The 17,553-nt window shown below is 41.0% G+C and carries 16 protein-coding genes and 1 CRISPR repeat array; all 16 genes read right to left on the bottom strand.

Annotation, left to right across the window (positions count from 1 at the left end):
* Nucleotides 1-8: 8 nt before the first annotated feature.
* Entirely contained in the window at nt 9-2,279 is a 2,271-nt protein-coding gene (gene cas3 / locus ACSVDJ_RS04115) for a CRISPR-associated helicase Cas3' (protein WP_518620066.1), read from the bottom strand.
* Nucleotides 2,276-3,013 carry a type I-B CRISPR-associated protein Cas5b gene (gene cas5b, locus ACSVDJ_RS04110; RefSeq protein ID WP_439170203.1) on the bottom strand — a complete coding sequence of 246 codons (738 nt, stop codon included), beginning with the start codon at nt 3,011-3,013 and terminating at the stop codon, nt 2,276-2,278. Before cas5b ends, cas3 begins: the two co-directional genes overlap by 4 nt.
* Before the next feature lie 12 nt (nt 3,014-3,025).
* The gene (cas7i, locus tag ACSVDJ_RS04105) at nt 3,026-3,910 is read right to left on the bottom strand and encodes a type I-B CRISPR-associated protein Cas7/Cst2/DevR (RefSeq protein WP_439170202.1); all 885 of its coding nucleotides are present in this window, start codon (nt 3,908-3,910) and stop codon (nt 3,026-3,028) included.
* Nucleotides 3,903-5,579 (bottom strand): Cas8a1 family CRISPR/Cas system-associated protein, encoded by a 1,677-nt coding sequence (locus ACSVDJ_RS04100; RefSeq protein ID WP_439170201.1) that lies wholly within the window; start codon nt 5,577-5,579, stop codon nt 3,903-3,905. The genes cas7i and ACSVDJ_RS04100 overlap by 8 nt, the downstream gene beginning before the upstream one ends.
* A gap of 15 nt (nt 5,580-5,594) precedes the next feature.
* Complete coding sequence (gene cas6, locus ACSVDJ_RS04095) at nt 5,595-6,332, bottom strand: CRISPR-associated endoribonuclease Cas6 (protein WP_439170200.1); 738 nt, start codon at nt 6,330-6,332, stop codon at nt 5,595-5,597.
* A gap of 581 nt (nt 6,333-6,913) precedes the next feature.
* Nucleotides 6,914-7,524: direct repeats of the CRISPR family, unit length 29 nt; unit sequence GTTTTATCTCAACTAAGTGGAATGTAAAT.
* A 120-nt stretch (nt 7,525-7,644) separates the two neighbouring features.
* A complete protein-coding gene (locus tag ACSVDJ_RS04090; protein ID WP_439170199.1) occupies nt 7,645-8,232 on the bottom strand; it encodes a cob(I)yrinic acid a,c-diamide adenosyltransferase in 588 nt (195 codons plus the stop codon).
* Entirely contained in the window at nt 8,229-8,672 is a 444-nt protein-coding gene (locus ACSVDJ_RS04085) for a bifunctional adenosylcobinamide kinase/adenosylcobinamide-phosphate guanylyltransferase (protein ID WP_439170198.1), read from the bottom strand. Before ACSVDJ_RS04085 ends, ACSVDJ_RS04090 begins: the two co-directional genes overlap by 4 nt.
* Nucleotides 8,624-9,250 (bottom strand): histidine phosphatase family protein, encoded by a 627-nt coding sequence (locus tag ACSVDJ_RS04080; protein WP_439170197.1) that lies wholly within the window; start codon nt 9,248-9,250, stop codon nt 8,624-8,626. Before ACSVDJ_RS04080 ends, ACSVDJ_RS04085 begins: the two co-directional genes overlap by 49 nt.
* Nucleotides 9,208-10,005 (bottom strand): adenosylcobinamide-GDP ribazoletransferase, encoded by a 798-nt coding sequence (cobS, locus tag ACSVDJ_RS04075; RefSeq protein WP_439170196.1) that lies wholly within the window; start codon nt 10,003-10,005, stop codon nt 9,208-9,210. Before cobS ends, ACSVDJ_RS04080 begins: the two co-directional genes overlap by 43 nt.
* Entirely contained in the window at nt 10,005-11,498 is a 1,494-nt protein-coding gene (locus ACSVDJ_RS04070; RefSeq protein WP_439170195.1) for a cobyric acid synthase, read from the bottom strand. The genes cobS and ACSVDJ_RS04070 overlap by 1 nt, the downstream gene beginning before the upstream one ends.
* Nucleotides 11,495-12,079: a bifunctional adenosylcobinamide kinase/adenosylcobinamide-phosphate guanylyltransferase gene (locus ACSVDJ_RS04065; protein ID WP_439170194.1), complete on the bottom strand. Its 585-nt coding sequence runs from the start codon at nt 12,077-12,079 to the stop codon at nt 11,495-11,497. Before ACSVDJ_RS04065 ends, ACSVDJ_RS04070 begins: the two co-directional genes overlap by 4 nt.
* On the bottom strand, nt 12,061-13,119 hold the full coding sequence (gene cobD, locus ACSVDJ_RS04060; RefSeq protein ID WP_439170193.1) for a threonine-phosphate decarboxylase CobD: 1,059 nt from the start codon (nt 13,117-13,119) through the stop codon (nt 12,061-12,063). Before cobD ends, ACSVDJ_RS04065 begins: the two co-directional genes overlap by 19 nt.
* Entirely contained in the window at nt 13,076-14,056 is a 981-nt protein-coding gene (cbiB, locus tag ACSVDJ_RS04055; protein WP_439170192.1) for an adenosylcobinamide-phosphate synthase CbiB, read from the bottom strand. Before cbiB ends, cobD begins: the two co-directional genes overlap by 44 nt.
* Nucleotides 14,053-15,525 carry a bifunctional ABC transporter ATP-binding protein/adenosylcobinamide amidohydrolase gene (locus ACSVDJ_RS04050; RefSeq protein ID WP_439170191.1) on the bottom strand — a complete coding sequence of 491 codons (1,473 nt, stop codon included), beginning with the start codon at nt 15,523-15,525 and terminating at the stop codon, nt 14,053-14,055. Before ACSVDJ_RS04050 ends, cbiB begins: the two co-directional genes overlap by 4 nt.
* The gene (locus ACSVDJ_RS04045; protein ID WP_439170190.1) at nt 15,522-16,583 is read right to left on the bottom strand and encodes a FecCD family ABC transporter permease; all 1,062 of its coding nucleotides are present in this window, start codon (nt 16,581-16,583) and stop codon (nt 15,522-15,524) included. Before ACSVDJ_RS04045 ends, ACSVDJ_RS04050 begins: the two co-directional genes overlap by 4 nt.
* Nucleotides 16,546-17,517 (bottom strand): ABC transporter substrate-binding protein, encoded by a 972-nt coding sequence (locus ACSVDJ_RS04040; RefSeq protein WP_439170189.1) that lies wholly within the window; start codon nt 17,515-17,517, stop codon nt 16,546-16,548. Before ACSVDJ_RS04040 ends, ACSVDJ_RS04045 begins: the two co-directional genes overlap by 38 nt.
* Nucleotides 17,518-17,553: the final 36 nt, after the last annotated feature.

Below are 17,553 nucleotides of genomic sequence, written 5' to 3'. Positions count from 1 at the left end.
TCTCACTCCTACATAAATTGACTATCTTCATCAATCGAATACGTAAGGCCCACAGCTTGAGAATATTTGAATTGAATCACCGGATAAGTTTGATAACCTCCCGCTCGTATTACTAAACCTATCAACTTCTGTTTCTGTGCATTCTTATATGCCCATGTTGGAATAGCCACAACATATTTTTTCAATTCCGTCGAAGCTTTTACTTTTTCTTGCCATGGATTTTTCTCGTTTAAAATACTTTGAAGAGCAAGAATTTGCTGTTCATTCTCTTCATAAACGCTGTATGGAATAATATTTTGATTATCAATATCACGAAGTTTTGGTTTAGAATCTAATTCATAAGCTAACAAGTTTCCGAAATCGTTGATCGTATTGCGAAACTCTCTTAAATAATTAGAGTTCTCTAAACTCTTCATCGTATAAATCTTCTCTACAATATTCATTTTGTCTTCTTCCGTCACAAAATCACCACTATAAGGTAATAATTCCTCTTTTGATCGTTCAAAAATTGTTGCATCGACAACTGATTTTTTACTCGTCCTTGAAATACCAGAAGGCAAATCTTCGCCTGTATACACAAAAACATTAGGTTTGTTTTGATCATAAGACCGCTTTCGATAGACACGACCCATTCTTTGGAATAAACCCGAAGCTTCCGATAGCTCTGTAAACAATACATCAAAATCAATATCGACACTTGCTTCTACAACCTGGGTAGTGATCCAAACTCCGACACTCTCATTACTGTGTTTCCCCATCTCTAAAATATTCTGTTCTTTTCTCGCTCGATCTGTTTGGATAAATCGACTATGTAACAATTGAGGGTTTATACCTATGGCTTTAAAATCATCATATAGCTTTTGAGCTTTTGTTACGGTATTTACAATCACCAATACCTTTTGATCTACACCGTTTTGAATAATATCCTCTATTGTTAAATCTTTTTCTCGAACTTCCATAAAATGCCGAACAATCGTTTGACCATTTTCATCTTTCTTTAGAAAAGGTTCTTCTCTTTGTTCAAATGGAATCCCCATTTGACGCATTTGTTCACCCAATAAAGGTGGAAATGTAGCGGTTAAAATAGTAAATTGCCCACCCATATCTACAATCTTTTTTAATCCTAGAATGATAAAGGCAGCGAGTCTAGGGCTATACATTTGAATTTCATCAATCACTAATTTACTATAAGAAAGGACAGCAAGTTTCATTTCAAACCCCGGATACATTGCAACAAAATCAATTAACTGATCGATTGTGCAAATTGTTAGCGGATAAGATAATTGTCTCGTTTGTGTAACTAATACAGGATTAAATGATTCATCTTCCGTTGCACGCTGTAAATATTCAGATAATGTATCACTATGAAGAAGACCAACTGGTTCGTATTTTAAATCTTCTTTCATCCGATCATAAATGGCATTGATAGATACCTTTAATGGCAAAGTAAATATTCCTTTTGAATCACCAATCCAGCAAAGAGCGGCTTCTGTTTTCCCAATACCTGTTGATGCGATCACAACATGATTTTGATCTTGCCTCTCATACAAATATTGCTGTAATTCATTTCGCGAAAAGCCCTTTTCCTGCATAAAATTATTCAAATGTTGCACTAAACTATCATGTGAAATTTCTGCTTCTACATGGGCGCTAGCCGCAAAGTCTAGTTTATTTAACAAGCCCTTTATTTTGATAAATTGATGAAGACTTTCTCCTCTTAACTCTGCTTTATTGAGGTAACGAGCATAACTCGTTTTAACCTTATCTACTTGAAAACCTTGAGTTTTCAAACTATCAATATACTGAGACACATCTTCTTCAAGAGTTTTCCGCCTAACGTCTAACGAATCTTCTTCACGTTCATGATGATAAAATACAGCTTTATATAATGTGCCGATTTCATCATTCGTCAACTCTTTTGCTAGCTCTTTTTTCGATAAAAAGGCTGCACTTAAATAGCCATGTGGGATCTCCGGAAGATCAGGAAGTGGATCAATAATCTGTTCTTCTTTTTTGCGAATTTTATTTTGAAATTTTGTATTAGCTTTACCAAGGTCATGACAATAGCAAGCTTTATAAAGTAAGTTCCATTCACTATCTGAAAGAATATGAGGATATAATTCTTTCAATTGAGCATGACGATTAAGTAGCTCATTTGTATGTTCCATGATCGTTTCTTCTTTTTGATTCCCTTTTTCTGATTTGGCTAATAGTCGATCAAACATATTTTTCTCCTTTCTAAAAAAAGAATGGAATTTCTCCCATTCTTTTTGACTCATACTAAAAACACAACAAAACCATCTTCATCTAAATCTAGAATCGAATCTGCGTATAAACTGTTTGTATTAGAAGCTGGTATATGAAAAGCATTGATTTTCTCCCATTGCCGAATGACTTTCCCTTTTGATAATTCTATCAATTGATAAGTTTTATTCAGCAAGTAAGACGTTCCCAACAACTTATAAGATTGTTCTTCCTCTATCGCAGATTGTGGCACATAGATATCAAATTTAAATAACTGATCGTCTTCAATTTCTCCTTCTTCAATCTCTACTTCTTTAATATTCGTGATTTGTAGCAAGTCTTCCCGACGACCTAGGGATAAAAACTCCTGTGGTGATCGCATCGCTTCCCTAATGGTGCCCACTAACGACTCATCCTCCGGCACAACATGAATCACTAACTCTACATCTACAAGCAGTTCAGCTGTAGCGACTCCACGTGTAATACCATATGTCTTTCCACTTTCGTCACTTACTTTCACTTGATGTCTGCCTTCTTCAAATGAGTTACCAGCAAACTCGTAACGTGTCCATAAATCATTCACCTTTGAATGATACCGACCTTGAACACTCACTTTCATCGGCACATAACTAGTAAATTTGCAAGCAGCATGTATCATACCAATCACAGTTGAGTATGGTGGAAGTGGAAATGTTTCTTTCAATTGAAAACTAGCCGGCTTTCGATAGTTTACTAGATTTTGATAAGCTTCGATTCGAATCCCTTTCACTTCATCACCTACTTATTGGTAATAATTTTGCACTTGTTGCTCTAACTGTTGAAAGAATTCAGCCATTGACGTTACTGGTAAGTTGTTCTCGATTTCCTCATCGTTAGCTAGAATCCCTTTCACAAGACCTGCTTGAGTATATTCTCTTACTTCTTCATCATAAGCGAGTACACTTTGAATTGTTTCAACAGATAAGCAATTTTGATGTAATTTTAAACGATTTTCAAAAAACGGATTTTTAATAGAGTACACGCCACCAATAGCAAATATTGGTGAAAGGTTTTCACGACGTCCTTTAATATCACGATATAAAAACTTTAATGTTTTTAATAATTCATTAACGCGGGCTGCACGCTCTGATAACGGAATCTCCAATCCATCATTTGCATCAATTCCCATTTTATCTAAATCAACTGTGATCGTGTAAGCATAAAAGGATTTATGAATCTCACTTTGAGCAATGTTTCCACCTTTCTTCGCTTCTTCTTCTTGAGCTAAAGTTGCGTTAAAGCGATCTAACAACCCTTTGTTCGTTAAGAAGTCAATGTCAGTATTATAGCTTTCAAGAGAAACAGCATTAGATAACCTAACGACTGCTGATCTAGTTTTCGTCGGCTTTACCGTCTTCATATAGCCGAAAAGGTCAATTTCAGGATAATCTGCAATCGTTGCTTCCGGATGAAATTGAAGTACTGTGCCATCTAAACCAAGTGGCGTATTCATTGCTCCCATTTGCTCCACAATGTTGTAGCGTAAAGCTTGACGTGAAATGTAAGTATAAGCCTCATTATCACCACGAGAGATTTTCTTTAGAGACGTAACATTCCCTACTCCTTCACCATAGTTCGCACTTTCCGCTTCAAAAATCATGCTTAATGTTAATCCTTTTTTATTCATTAGACTCATCCTCCTTTTTTTCTTCTCCACTATATCCTTCAAGTCCTAATAAAAAAGCATAGCCAATGGTTTGAAATTTATCTTTATCCTCTAAAGCTTGTACAAACACAGCAGGAATAACTTGCTTTTTATAACTGTAAGCTTGAATCAAAGTTTCCATAAATTTATTAGCATTTTTCACTTTCAATGCGTTTAATAAACGATGCAGAATGCCACCTAATTTATTTTCAGAACCACGGTAAGCACTACGAAGTTTCGTTCCGTAATAACGAATCTTTTTCAACTCTTCTCCTGTCATAAACTTCTCTCCTCCTTTAAATTGATTCGTTGAAATCTGTAAAATATGAAACATTGCTACTCCATTTGAAAATTCTTTTGATGCTGATAACCTCAGCAAACGATATAACAAATCAAAAAATGATTGCTCATTGTACAGACGTCTCATAACATCTTGATAAAGAGCGATATACTCCCCATCTTCTTTCGCATACTTTCCTGCTAAATAGTCCAAGCTTTTTTTGGATCGAACGAGCACTTCAGCACGTTGTCTTGATAAAATGTTAAAGGTATAAGGTCTTGCTTCATTATTTCGATCAAATTTCACCACTTGAATATTTTCGATTTCAAGCTGTATTCGAGCACTAGCGCTATGATCCACCATGTCTAGCAACTTAGAATAAGCTACATTCTCCAAGTCATCAAATTGAATCATTTCTCCATTTGACTGAAGTGTTATAGAATTAGAAGATTTCAGTTTGTCAACTGATTGGTTATTGTTGATAAATAGCCCTTTTCCTTGTACTAAAGTAAAGCCAAGAGGAACACAACTATAGATCAAGTTACAAATCGGACATACAAACAAATCACGATTATGATTCCAGTAATGAGACGATTTCCTCGCTGCATCTACTCCCACTTTCTGCAACCACGTTAAATCGAAACATTCTGACATCTTTGCCATTTTGTGCTCACATATGGCACAGCTCAATTTATTTTTCGCATATTTCTTTTCATTTTTTTTGGATTCAATAAAGTCTTGTGTAGATCGTGTGAAGTAATTTTGAAACTCTTGATACATATCTTTTTTACTTGCATTGGAATTTAAAAAAGATACATTCGTCCAAAACGGTTGAATAGTTGTGTAGGTTAAATTTCTGGCAACAATAAATTTCTTAGCTTCTGGATGTTTTAAATAGGTGATACACTCCAAAAGTTTTGAACACATCTCTTCAATTTGAGGTTTTACATCCGAGATCGCTTCTTTCTTTTTCATCGTTACTTTTTTCAGCGTCTTAGCTATTTGAGCAATCGGGATGTTTTCTCCCTTGATGAGGTGGTATGTATTTTTATAACTATTGGATATCAGCCACCTTTTCGTATTCTCGATAAACTTATTAAGCTCAGTTAACTTTTTTTCATCAATTTCCGCTTCTAAACAATACTTAACCATCTCTTCTTTAGAAACCATCGCATACCAAGATGTGTTTTCTTGATAACGATAGATCAAATAATTAAAGTAATGTTCCTCCATGTTCTCAAAGGACGTTTCGTCAAAGAAAACAGACTGCCCATCCAAAGTATAGCTTATTCCAGCGTGATCAAATACTCGGAGTAACCCAAGCACCCCTGCATTATATAAAAATTCATCTAATGTTACTTTTATAGACAATGAGTCTCACCTCCCTTATTCATCAACAAACTCAATATTCCCAAACATTTGCCCACGTCGAAGGCCAATTCCTGTTTGAGCTAATAATTGAAGATCTTCCACGTCCCCCTCTAATACAAAGGTGCCACTATAAGCTTCAACGTATAAAATAGATTGATCGTTTAATTGTTTGAATGAATCATGCTGAAGCTGAACAACATTTTTTTTCATTAATACAGGTTGAAAATGAAGTGATCTTCGCAACTCTGAGCCACGAATACTTTTCACTATTTCATTGCAAGTGTAGTTTAATTCCTTTGTATAATTCGGGTCAGTCGGAGATAAAAAACGTCCTCCTTTTTCCTTCACAACTATTGGCGATAATGCCTTGAAAAGCACTCGTTCTTTTTTAGGCAATCTTTCTCTTAGCATCCGCACATTAGTCACTTCTAAATGATACCCTTTATATTCATATTGCTTTTTCTGAACTAAACCATTGTAAAGATACAACATCAAATCTGCCCGAGGACTGCTAATAATAAGCTTAACTTCTCCTCTTATATCAAAGTAGTCTTCTTTCACTTCATATGATTGTAAAAAAACAGATCCAGCAAATGACTTCATTTTCTTATTATTTCGTCCTTGGTATTCATAAAGTTCGTTGACTAACTCCTTATTGGATTCCGATAATGCAGCCTTTATTACACTAGCAAACTGAAAATTATATCGGCGCATTAAACGATCGGTCTTAAAACTAGCTTCAAGTTTCAACATCTCAACTCCTTAACTATTTATAATTATGGTTATAATTCTATTATAGAAAATTTTGTTAGTCAAGAATTTATTTCCAATTACTTTTGAGAGCTCTAATAGTCAAATATGATATAATATACTTCTATTTACAAAGTGGAATGTAAATTAATTTTAAATTGTTAACTCACTCAACTACGCGGATGATAAAAGCACCTGGGTCTCTAGGTGTTTTTATTTTTTATGATTATAAATACCTCCCTAAACGATTCAATTTCTATCTATTTCTATTATAAACTATGACCTTCATAAAAATTCGGATAGGCTTTATGCTATAATTCCCTCTTCACATTGATTAGAAAAATGGCTTATGCTAACTTTTTGAGTAGATATAGAAAGTTGAAGAATAACTTTTTTCATATTTGCAGTAAAGCTCTATTTTGCCAAAAAGCTGTTTAACCCTTGTCCTTATTGACTTTCAAGCTCATTTGTCAAAAATGTGAAATTCACGACTGCAGCTTTACGGCAATTTATGTTAAAATAGGCTTAACGAATCACTTACAAACCCTTGATACAAGTGCTTTTTTATAATGACCAAATGAGGGGTTTTATCTCAACTAAGTGGAATGTAAATATTGAAAAGATCGTTGTGCTTCCGTCTCCTGTGCCAGTTTTATCTCAACTAAGTGGAATGTAAATTTAATTGATGGAAAAGGTTCTTGGGGAAATAAATTTGTTTTATCTCAACTAAGTGGAATGTAAATGTAGCTAGTTCCACGGTTGCTTTCGTGCCTTCGTGTTTTATCTCAACTAAGTGGAATGTAAATAGATCATTTACGTTTAATGTTGCCGCACCTGTTGAAGTTTTATCTCAACTAAGTGGAATGTAAATATCAGTAATATGATGGCTAAGAATGAAGCCATTGCGTTTTATCTCAACTAAGTGGAATGTAAATTGTCTTATGGCTGCCACTGCCGATTTAAAATAAACAGTTTTATCTCAACTAAGTGGAATGTAAATAGCTCCAAACGAGTTAATATGGATATGGTTTGGCTTGGTTTTATCTCAACTAAGTGGAATGTAAATCTTGGTCAGCCGATGTTTGCGGATACAACACATCGGTTTTATCTCAACTAAGTGGAATGTAAATATGATACGAGGTATCGAGAACCGCTGCGACGTAAAGGTTTTATCTCAACTACGTGGAATGTAAATTTTTTGTAGTTTATCACTTATTTTATTCTCAACAACAAAAAGCCATATTTCATAGATGGTTGCTAAACACATCTATGAAATATGGTACAAGATTAAATAATTTTAATCACCCTAGCCATATCACTCTTTATCCCCCATCCGCTTCCCTTCCCTAAACACTTTCGCACTTCTCACATACTCTACATCTTTCACGCCAAGGCGTGCATTGATCACGCGGGCAATCGCAAAGAAGTAGTCAGATAAGCGATTTAAATATTGCAGTGTAACCGGGTGGATATCTGGTTCGACTTTCATTAAACTAACAACTTGGCGTTCAGCTCGGCGCACGACGGTTCTAGCGATATGAATAGTGCTGGCTGCTTTGGAGCCGCCTGGTAAGATGAAGCGCTCTAGTGCGGGTGCTTCTTGAATGTATTGGTCGATTTTCTTTTCTAGCTCTTCGACTGCTTCTGCTTGTAGCTTCCAGCCTCTTGCTCCTGTTACGGTGGCTAAGTCGCCGCCGCAGTCGAATAGTTCGTGTTGGATCGTTTCGAGGTCTGCTAAAATATCTTTGAAAACTTCTGGATCAAGCTCTGTCATCGCTTGGCCGACGAAGCAGTTCGTTTCGTCGACTGTGCCGTAGGCTTCTACGCGTAAATCATCTTTGTCTACTCGTCCTCCGATAATGCTTGTTTTTCCTTTATCCCCAGTTCGCGTGTATAATCTCATTTTGGTTCCTCCTGTTTTTTTAAAATTTGTGGAATGCCATACCAGATGGCAATGACTTGTTCGGCTTGTTTCGCCGCTTCTTGAAAACACCAGCCGGCAGCATCTCGCCACATCCGGTCTAGCGCTTCGATTGGAACAATTCCTTTTGTGATGTCCGAGCCGATTAATAAGAGTTTGCGGTCAGACTGTGCTTTTTCCCAATCGAGCCCTGCTTGTAGTTGTTGTTTCCATTGTTTTCGTGCAAGCTTGGCATCTGCTGTTTGTTCGACAAGCTGTTTCATATAGCTTTCGATCCCTTCAAGCACGACGATGTTTTCCGTCCAGTTCGGCTGTTCTTTTTCATAAAAGGATACCCACTGATGCCGAGTCGTTTCCAACCTATATTCTTCCTTTACCCATTGCTTTTTTCCGTTAAAGGCACCGCCTGTAATGAGATGCATCGCTCACCCCTCCTTAATGATGAAAGGGAAGCCGTTAGTTCGTAGCCGCGACCATTGTCTGCTTTCCACTCCCAAAACTGTTTTTCCACTGGAGCGAATTCCGTTAATAACTGGCGGATGACGCCTCCATGGGTGACAATCGCTCCCCGTTTCATCTCGTGCTGTTCCATTACATCGAGCCATTTGTTCCAGCCGGAGCGAATGCGAGAGCCAAATTCATGAAAGTACTCTCCCTCGGGCAAAAAGCTCGTGAACGGATCACTTACCCAAGTGACATACTCCTCAAGATGCTCCAGTTCTTGATGGCGCTTGCCTTCTAAAATCCCGAAGTTCATTTCGCGAAACTCCGGCCATAGATCGACCGTCTCCGTAGGAAACAGGATGCCCGCTGTATCAACGCAACGCTTTAAATCGCTCGCGACAACTTTCTCATAATTAGGAATGAGCGGTTGAATCGCCTGCAAATCCTGTATCCCTCGTTCACTTAGAATCGAATTCGTCCAGCCGCTGAATGCCTTTCGCTCATTATCCGTCGTTATCCCATGCCGATAGAGACCAATAACCACAATGTCATCCATAATATCGCTTCCACTCCTTCTAGGCTAGCACCGAGCAAATCCCCGGTAATGCCACCAAAATGTTTCATCGTGCTGCGGCGTACAAAAAGGAAAAAGATCGCTGTGATAGCCGTAAATATTAAAAAGGTTGCGAGCGCCTGACTGATCGCTACAATAATAACTCCCATCACTAGAAGCCAGACACTATAACGAAGTGCGAGCGTTGCATCTTTTCCCTGTTGAAAATAATAAGCGAGTCCCTCTTTTTTTGCTGGAGGTGTGCCATTGAGTAATAACCCCATCACCATCTGGCTGTAAAACGGAATCAAACCAATCACGAACGCCAGCTGACTGTCACCAAATGCGACCAGTTCATAGAAAAAGAGAAAGCGTGCCGCTAAGAAAATAATGAGCGATAATACCCCAAAAGCGCCGACTCTCGAATCCTTTAAAATTTCCAAGCGTCGCTCGCGATCACGATATGAGAAAAAAGCGTCGCTCGTATCAATCCAGCCATCTAAATGTAAGCCCCCTGTCCAAATAATCGGCAATAGCCACAACAAGAACGCATTCCCGAGCTGTGACAGTGGCGACCATTCGAGCAGTGCCCAAAAGATGCTCGCGTACAACAGCCCTCTCAACAAACCAAACAACGGAAACATCCGCAACACCGCTCGTAAATGAGCGGCATCCATTGGCAATTCGCGATGAATTGGGACAATCGTAAAAAATTGAAAGCTTAATAATAATCCATTCTTATAAGTTTTCCACTTCATTACTGCATTTCCCTTTCTTGCTCGCTGACAATCGCCATAAATTTTTCCCAATCGAGGTACTGCTCTAGATGATGAGCTAGTTCATCATACGCTTGCTGCTTTTCTTCTATTATATTCAGTTGTGATAGAGGAAGTCCCTTTTGACGTCGTAGACGATTTAACCATTCGGAACGCCAAGCATCGTTATGGAACAGATGATGCAAATACGTGCCGATGATGCGGCCATCCGCAGAGCAATAGCCTTCCTCGCTGCCATCCTCTCTAATGACGAATGGAGCGGGCTTCTCAATCACCGTCTGTCCGATATGAATCTCATAGCCACTCAAATCAATCGTTGGTAGCTGTGCTACTTTTCCTTGAACCCGTACCGTTGTTTTTTCGTTGAAGAAAGTGGTCTTCCCTGGGATCAACCCAAGTCCAATTTCTCTATACCCTTCAACACCTGAGTCATGACCGTCCGGGTCGATTAATTGTTCACAAAGAATTTGATAGCCGCCACATAAGCCAGCGACGATTCCTCCTGCTTTCGCATATTGAACCATTCGCTCCGCTAATCCACTCGTTTTTAAAAACTGCAAATCATGCAACGTGCTTTTCGTTCCAGGGAGTATGACCGCATCTGGATCACCAAATGCTTCGACAGCATCCACCCAGCGAACAGTCGTATCTTTTTCTAGTAAAAAAGGCTCCATGTCACTGTAATTCGATAAATAAGGTAGCTTGATCGCAACAATGTCTAACGCTTTGTTCGTTTGTGATGAAAAGCGATCGGTGAGCGACAGCGAATCTTCCCCTTCTAGTCGATGATTCGGCAAATACGGAAGAACAGCAAGTACAGGCAGTCCCGTCCGTTCCTCCAACCATTGCTTTCCTTCTGCAAAAAGCTTAGGATCGCCGTGAAATTTATTAATAATGACCCCTTTCACTCGTTCACGCTCCTGTGGTTCAAGCAGTTCTAGCGTTCCGACGACACTGGCAAACAGACCCCCTCTGTTAATATCCGCGATTAAAATAACCGGCACATCGGCCATTTCCGCCACCTTCATATTGACGACTTCTCTTTTCTTTAAGTTCATTTCAACAGGACTTCCTGCTCCTTCAATCACGAGAAAATCAGCGAGGTCGTTCAGTTCATTCAGTGACTGCTCAATCACTTGCAAGGCCGTTTCATAATACGTTTCCCGGTACGCCATCCCAGAAATCGTGCTTTGGCGTTCTCCGCGCAGCACAATTTCTGAACGCCCCGAACCGGATGGCTTTAGTAAAATGGGATTCATCGCCGGAATCGCTTCTAATTGACACGCTTCCGCTTGCAGCCCTTGAGCGCGACCGATCTCTTTACCCGAGGCAGTGACATATGAATTATTAGAAACGTTTTGCGATTTAAATGGAGCCGGCTGGAACCCTTTTTGCCAAAGTAAACGACAAAGAGCCGTTGCCACTAAGCTTTTTCCAACATCTGAAGCGGTTCCTTGCAGCATCACACCTTTCATAGGCCATCTCCTCCTTTCTGAATAAGCGGCAAGCCATGCTCAACAAGCATCGCTTCATCCGCTTCTGATACAAAATATTGATGTAACTCTCCCAATGTTTTTGCATAATAGAACACGAGCGGTGACGAAAGTGGCTCAAAGGCTAACTCATTGGATACGATGATCACAGAGGCAACGGTTTGCCGAAGACGATTAATTTCGGTGATCACTCGCTGTTTAATCTGCTCATAAAATAAAGGGTGTTCCCATTCACTTTCATCCTCACTACTTGAAAACCACTCGTTCGTTACTAAAGTCGTTAAGCAATCGAGTAAAATCACGTCTTGTTTCGCAAATTGATCGGCCAGTTGATCTAATTGAGTCGGTTGCTCCCATGTTGTCCATGTAACTTCTGATTGCTGCCGTTGTTGTTGATGAAGCCGCACACGCTCAGCCATTTCCTCATCCGTTACTTTTCCACAAGCAATATAATGAAGTCCGCCGCCACGCCGTTTCGCTTCAGCCACTGCTTTTTCTTCTGCTAAACGGCTTTTTCCACTACGCACACCGCCAACAATGATCGTTAATGGTGCTGTTTCCATGCTAGTAACGCCTCTTTCAATTGATCATTTTCTTCCTTCGTTTTCACCGCTGCCCGAAGCCAGCGACCGTTTAACGTCGGATAATTGTATGTATGGCGGAGAACCAATCCTTTTTTCAGTAAAAACTCAAGTAAAGGTCGTTGGTCTAACAATCTCGGATCACGAAGCAAATAGAAATTCACCACCGAGCGAGTAAAGTCAAAGTTTTCTTTATCTAAAAATTCAAACATCTGCTCACGCTCTTCTTCAATCAATTGACGTGACGTTTCCACAAAGCTCGTATCTTGTAAAGCCGTTTCTGCCGCTAATAAGGCAAGGGCATTGACATTCCAATGCGGACGGAAACGAGCGAGACGCTCAATAATCGTTTCAGCAGCGAGAGCATAACCGATTCTAAGTCCGGCGATCGCATACATTTTCGTTAAGGAACGCAAAATCACCAACTGTGGATAGTCCGCTAAATAAGTAGCGTACGTAAAGTCCCCAGCAAAATCATAAAACGCTTCATCCACAATCACTAAGCAAGAGCTTTCTTTTAATTGATCCAAAATATAGCGAAGGTCATCAGGCTGAAACACAAGTCCGGTCGGATTATTCGGTGTACAAATGAAAAGGGCAGCCGCCTCTTTTGCCACTTCAACGATACGCTCTACTCCTTCATCGATCGCCACAAAGTCCACGTCACACTGATATGCCCAGCAAGCTGCTTCATATTCAGAAAAAGCAGGCTGTACAATGACGATACGCTCACCTTGAAGCCATTGTCCGAGAAATTGAATCACTTCAGCCGCTCCATTTCCAAGTAGCACCTGATCCGTCGTCACCCCATTTTGCAAGGCTAGCAACTGAGTTAACGAACGCCCTTCTGAATCAGGATAATCAGACACCGCCGAGAACCACTCGCTCCACTTTTCTTTTAAAGAAGGAGGTGGTCCATACGGATTCGTATTGACGCTAAAGTCAATAATTGTTGCAGGTGAAGCTAAGTTGACTTTTTCATATAAATGAGCCGGATTCGCCCCATGAGCGGGCAAGTTCATAAAGCAGCCCTCCTATCCATAACGTAAGTAAAAATAATAGCGATGACCGCTGCATAATGGTGTTAGCGAGTAAAATATCCGCCGCTTTTTTTTGCTTCAATGGCTCCCCCATTTCGGCACGGTGGGATACACGCCCTTTATATGTGTTGAGACCACCAAGCTCAATGCCTAGTTGAGCGGCGACTGCCGCTTCACACCAGCCACTATTTGGACTTGGATGTTTTTTCGCATCACGGCGAACGATCGACCACACCTGTTTTTTCGAGTAGTCACTTTCTGGGAAAGACAACAGCATCAGAAAGCTAGTGAGACGAGCAGGAAACCAATTGACGACATCATCCAGTTTGGCAGATGCCCAACCAAATTGTCCGTAGCGCTCATTTTGATAACCAACCATCGAATCGCATGTGTTAATGGCGCGGTATATCATCGCTCCAACACCACCAAACAGCAGCGCCCAAAATAATGGAGCTGTAACGCCATCACTTGTGTTTTCAGCAACCGTTTCAATCGCCCCGCGCGTAATATCTGCTTCCTCCAAATGATCCGTATCACGACCAACGATGTACGATAGCTTCAAGCGAGCTTCCGGTAAATCTCCAGCTTGCAGCGGTTCATACACACTTAACCCTGCTTCCTTTAAGCTCCGGCAAGCAATCGTCGTCGAAATCACGATCGCTTCCACAGCAACACCAACGAGCGGATGAATGAAATAACTTAGTGAGATCAGTAAAAAGCTTATGCCTCCCGTGACCAACAAAACGGCTAGTAGCATCCACACCCCTTTTTGCTTTTTTCGCGTTCCTTGATTGAGTCGCTTTTCTAAAAAGGCAATAAAGGAGCCGATCCAGCGAACAGGATGAGGCCAGTGAGGAGGATCACCGACGAGACGATCAATGATAAACGCAAGCGTAATTGCGAACAAGTGATACATCATCGTCTTCGCCTCCCTTCCTCGTTATTTCGCAGGGCAGAAACCGTACTTTCATACACCGCTTTCCCAATTGCTTTACCAAGTGGCGTAATCGTTCCAGCAAACTCCTGCCTCATCCCGCGTTGGGTCGCCGCAATTAACATGCTGTCAGTCGATGTTCCTGTGGCAAATGTGCCTGTGAGCGGATCTTTCACTCCATAATCAAACAACGCTTTCACTTTCGCTTCGGTGGCGGTCATAATCGCTTGCACAAACGCTTCTTCTGAAAGGTGAGCATTGGCAAATACCCATGTGTTGATCGTTCCCGGTTGCATAATCGTTTCATGCTCCATCGCCCGCGACACATCGACAGCATTTCCAACACCAGCCGTCACGACAGCGAAAACAGACAGCCCATCTTGTTCAACGAGTCGATAAGACACATATTCTAGATCCACCGCCGTCATCATCCCAACTGTTTCATTCACATCAAAATGATGCGTCTCAAGAAATTGCTTCATCTCTTCTTTAAAATCGTCACAGTTATAATCTTGATCGACATGACGATTGACGAAGCTTCGATGCCAGCCCCAACCAGCTCCAATGACGCCTGCTGATAAAGTTTTCAATAAAATCGGAGAATCAATGGCGATGAATTCTTCACTTTGCCGAATAAGCGAGCCGTCCATTTCAATCGGGGCTTCATCTTCCTCAATTTTCAACGGAAGAATGCTCATTTGTGGCTTTGGCACTTCTGGATGCGGCCGCTTTTGCACAGCCGTTTGGTAAACGGAATGAATATGCTCTTCCTTCAACACTTCACTCGGCACGCCAAGTCCATGAATGCGACCGTTTTCCATTAACAGCAGGCGATCACAATAAAGTGAAGCTAAATTCAAATCATGGAAAATAGAGACCACCGTGAGCCCTGTTTCTCTCGTCATCTTTTTCAATAAATCGAGCAGCTCTTTTTGAAACGAAAGGTCGAGGTGATTCGTCGGTTCATCAAGCAACAAAATTTCTGGCTCTTGGGCAAGCGCCTGAGCCAAATATACGCGTTGCCGCTCGCCACCAGACAACGAGTCTAACGTTTTCTCAGCGAAGCGCATCGTTCCGGTGCCTTCCATTGCTCGCAACACCGCTTCTTCATCTTCTCGCTTCCACACCGGGAATAGTCCGCTTTGATGAGCGTAGCGGCCGAGCGAGACGGTTTCTTTTACCGTATAAGCAAAGGGCAAGGACGTATCCTGCGGCAATACGGCGATGACTTTCGCTAATTCCTTCGCCGAGAATTCCTTGAGCTTTCGACCTTGAATCGTCACTTCCCCCGCTTGGATCGGCACGACGCCACTCAACATTTTCATTAACGTCGTTTTACCGCTGCCATTTGGTCCTAATATGCCAAACAGCTCTCCTTGCTGAACAGAAAAAGATAGCTGATTCACAATCGTTCGATTGCCGTAACCACCGGCGACTTGTTCTACGTTTATCATGCAGCACCTCTTCCTTTCCTTCGCTTACGCAATAGAATCATGGCGAACACCGGAGCACCAATGACTGAAGTAATGACACCAATCGGTAGTTCCGTCGGAGAAATAATCGTTCGCGACACTAAATCGGTTAAAATTAAAAAGCCAGCCCCAATCAAAACAGATAATGGCAGTAAATGACGGTGATCCGGTCCCCACACGAGTCGGATAAAATGCGGAATAACTAGACCAACAAAGCCAATCGTTCCGGAAACCGCCACCGCAGCACCCGTTAACATCGAGCCAGCGCCTAAAATCACAAGTTTTTTCCTGCGAACATCAACGCCTAAATGTTGCGCCTTCTCCTCACCGAAAGTCATCGCATTCAACTCTGCAGAATGGAGCACGAGCACCAACGTCCCGACTAAGAAAAATGGGACGATCAACTGAATATAATCCCAGCCTCTCATCGACACACTGCCAAGCAGCCAGCCGATAATTTGCCGTAACTCTTCCCCTGTAAGCGCGATCATTAACGAAATCATCGCCCCTAAAAAAGAACTAAAAATAATTCCTGTCAGAATGATCGTCTCTACTTTGAGCGACCGCTCAATCGCTTGAGCAAATAAAAGAACGATAAAAATAGTAACAATCGCCGCAATAACGCTCACAATCGGCAACGTGAATCGTTCAAATAAAGGAAGTTGAATATTAAAGAATAGTACCATCACTGCCCCCGCGGATGCACCAGATGACACCCCTAACGTATAGGGATCAGCTAAAGGGTTGCGTAACAGCCCTTGAAAGGCCGCTCCTGCTACCGCCAACGAAGCGCCAACGAGCCCAGCAAGCAACACGCGTGGAAAACGAATATTCCAAACAACACTATCAAAGGATGGATCGATACCGCTAATCGATGTACCGAAAAAATGGTGGGATAATAAGAAGACGATATCCCGAACCGGAACGTGCATCGTTCCGATCGAGATACCGGCTAATACCGCTATAATAAAAAAAGCAAAGGCAATAACGTAGGCGGAAACTTTATTTCTTAAAAACATCTGGATAAACCGCTTCAGCAAGTTGCTCTAATCCTTCTGTCAGACGAGGACCTGTACGGGATACTAAGTCAGACTGGACATCGTGCACTTCTTTATTTTTGATCGCAGCTACATTTTCCCACCCTTTGCGGCTCAACACTTGCTCTACCGGCTTTTCAATATAATACCCATAAGTTGTGATGATAACATCTGGATTCTTCTCAATGACTGCTTCTTCCGTAATTGCTTTCCAGCCATCTAAGTCCGCTGAAGCATTTTTCGCATGAATGATTTCAAGCATTTCATTCATAAATGTGTTTTTTCCTGGCGTGTAAATTTCAGGTGCTGGTTGAACTTCAACAAACACATTTTTCATTTCGTCTTCTGTAATCGCTTCAGCTTGCTTCTCAATTTCTGCGACATCTTCCTTCATATCAGCCACGACTTCATCCGCTTCTTTTGCTTTCCCTGTCGCTTGACCGATCATTTCAATTGACTCATACACTTCGTCAAAGTTTTGAGCATCGTTCACAACTAGTACATCAATGCCAGCGTCTTCTAATTGCTTCAAGCCATCTTTCGAATTATGAGCACCAGATGCTTGAGCTAACACTAGATCAGGATTTAAACTAATAATCTTTTCAACATTAAAATCCATACCGCCGATTTTCTCGATCTTTGTCACTTCTTCTGGATAATTATCATAATCATTTACCCCAACAATTTCTTTCCCAAGATCTAATTCAAACGCGATTTCCGTGTTGCTCGGAACGAGAGAAACGATGCGTTCAGGATCTTCGTCAATAACAACGTCTTTCCCTGCACCATCTTTAATCGTCACTGGAAACGCCGCTTCTTGCGTTTCTTTCGGTGGATTCGTTTGCTCTTTTTCCGGAGCCGCTTTCTCTTCACCGCAACCAGCGAGCACCCCAGCCGCTAGTAGCATCGATAAAATCGAAGTCGATAGTTTTTTCATCTTTTCTATTCTCTCCTTTATGTTTATAAAATTAAA

The sequence above is a fragment of the Bacillus sp. Hm123 genome (assembly GCF_051842975.2).
In the GTDB taxonomy this organism is placed as follows: Bacteria; Bacillota; Bacilli; order Bacillales; family Domibacillaceae; genus Bacillus_CE.
The sequence above is the reverse complement of the archived record's forward strand: the minus strand, read 5'-3'. Positions and strand labels throughout refer to the sequence as shown.

Excerpts from the sequence above, each read along its gene's own strand:
- cas3 (WP_518620066.1), bottom strand. The coding sequence starts at position 2,279 with ATGAGTCAAAAAGAATGGGAGAAATTCCATTCTTTTTTTAGAAAGGAG.
- ACSVDJ_RS04090 (WP_439170199.1), bottom strand. The coding sequence starts at position 8,232 with ATGAGATTATACACGCGAACTGGGGATAAAGGAAAAACAAGCATTATC.
- ACSVDJ_RS04080 (WP_439170197.1), bottom strand. The coding sequence starts at position 9,250 with ATGGATGACATTGTGGTTATTGGTCTCTATCGGCATGGGATAACGACG.
- cobD (WP_439170193.1), bottom strand. The coding sequence starts at position 13,119 with ATGAACTTGCCCGCTCATGGGGCGAATCCGGCTCATTTATATGAAAAA.
- cas6 (WP_439170200.1), bottom strand. The coding sequence starts at position 6,332 with ATGTTGAAACTTGAAGCTAGTTTTAAGACCGATCGTTTAATGCGCCGA.
- cas7i (WP_439170202.1), bottom strand. The coding sequence starts at position 3,910 with ATGAATAAAAAAGGATTAACATTAAGCATGATTTTTGAAGCGGAAAGT.
- cbiB (WP_439170192.1), bottom strand. The coding sequence starts at position 14,056 with ATGATGTATCACTTGTTCGCAATTACGCTTGCGTTTATCATTGATCGT.
- cobS (WP_439170196.1), bottom strand. The coding sequence starts at position 10,005 with ATGAAGTGGAAAACTTATAAGAATGGATTATTATTAAGCTTTCAATTT.
- ACSVDJ_RS04040 (WP_439170189.1), bottom strand. The coding sequence starts at position 17,517 with ATGAAAAAACTATCGACTTCGATTTTATCGATGCTACTAGCGGCTGGG.
- ACSVDJ_RS04050 (WP_439170191.1), bottom strand. The coding sequence starts at position 15,525 with ATGATAAACGTAGAACAAGTCGCCGGTGGTTACGGCAATCGAACGATT.
- ACSVDJ_RS04065 (WP_439170194.1), bottom strand. The coding sequence starts at position 12,079 with ATGGAAACAGCACCATTAACGATCATTGTTGGCGGTGTGCGTAGTGGA.
- ACSVDJ_RS04085 (WP_439170198.1), bottom strand. The coding sequence starts at position 8,672 with ATGCATCTCATTACAGGCGGTGCCTTTAACGGAAAAAAGCAATGGGTA.
- ACSVDJ_RS04070 (WP_439170195.1), bottom strand. The coding sequence starts at position 11,498 with ATGAAAGGTGTGATGCTGCAAGGAACCGCTTCAGATGTTGGAAAAAGC.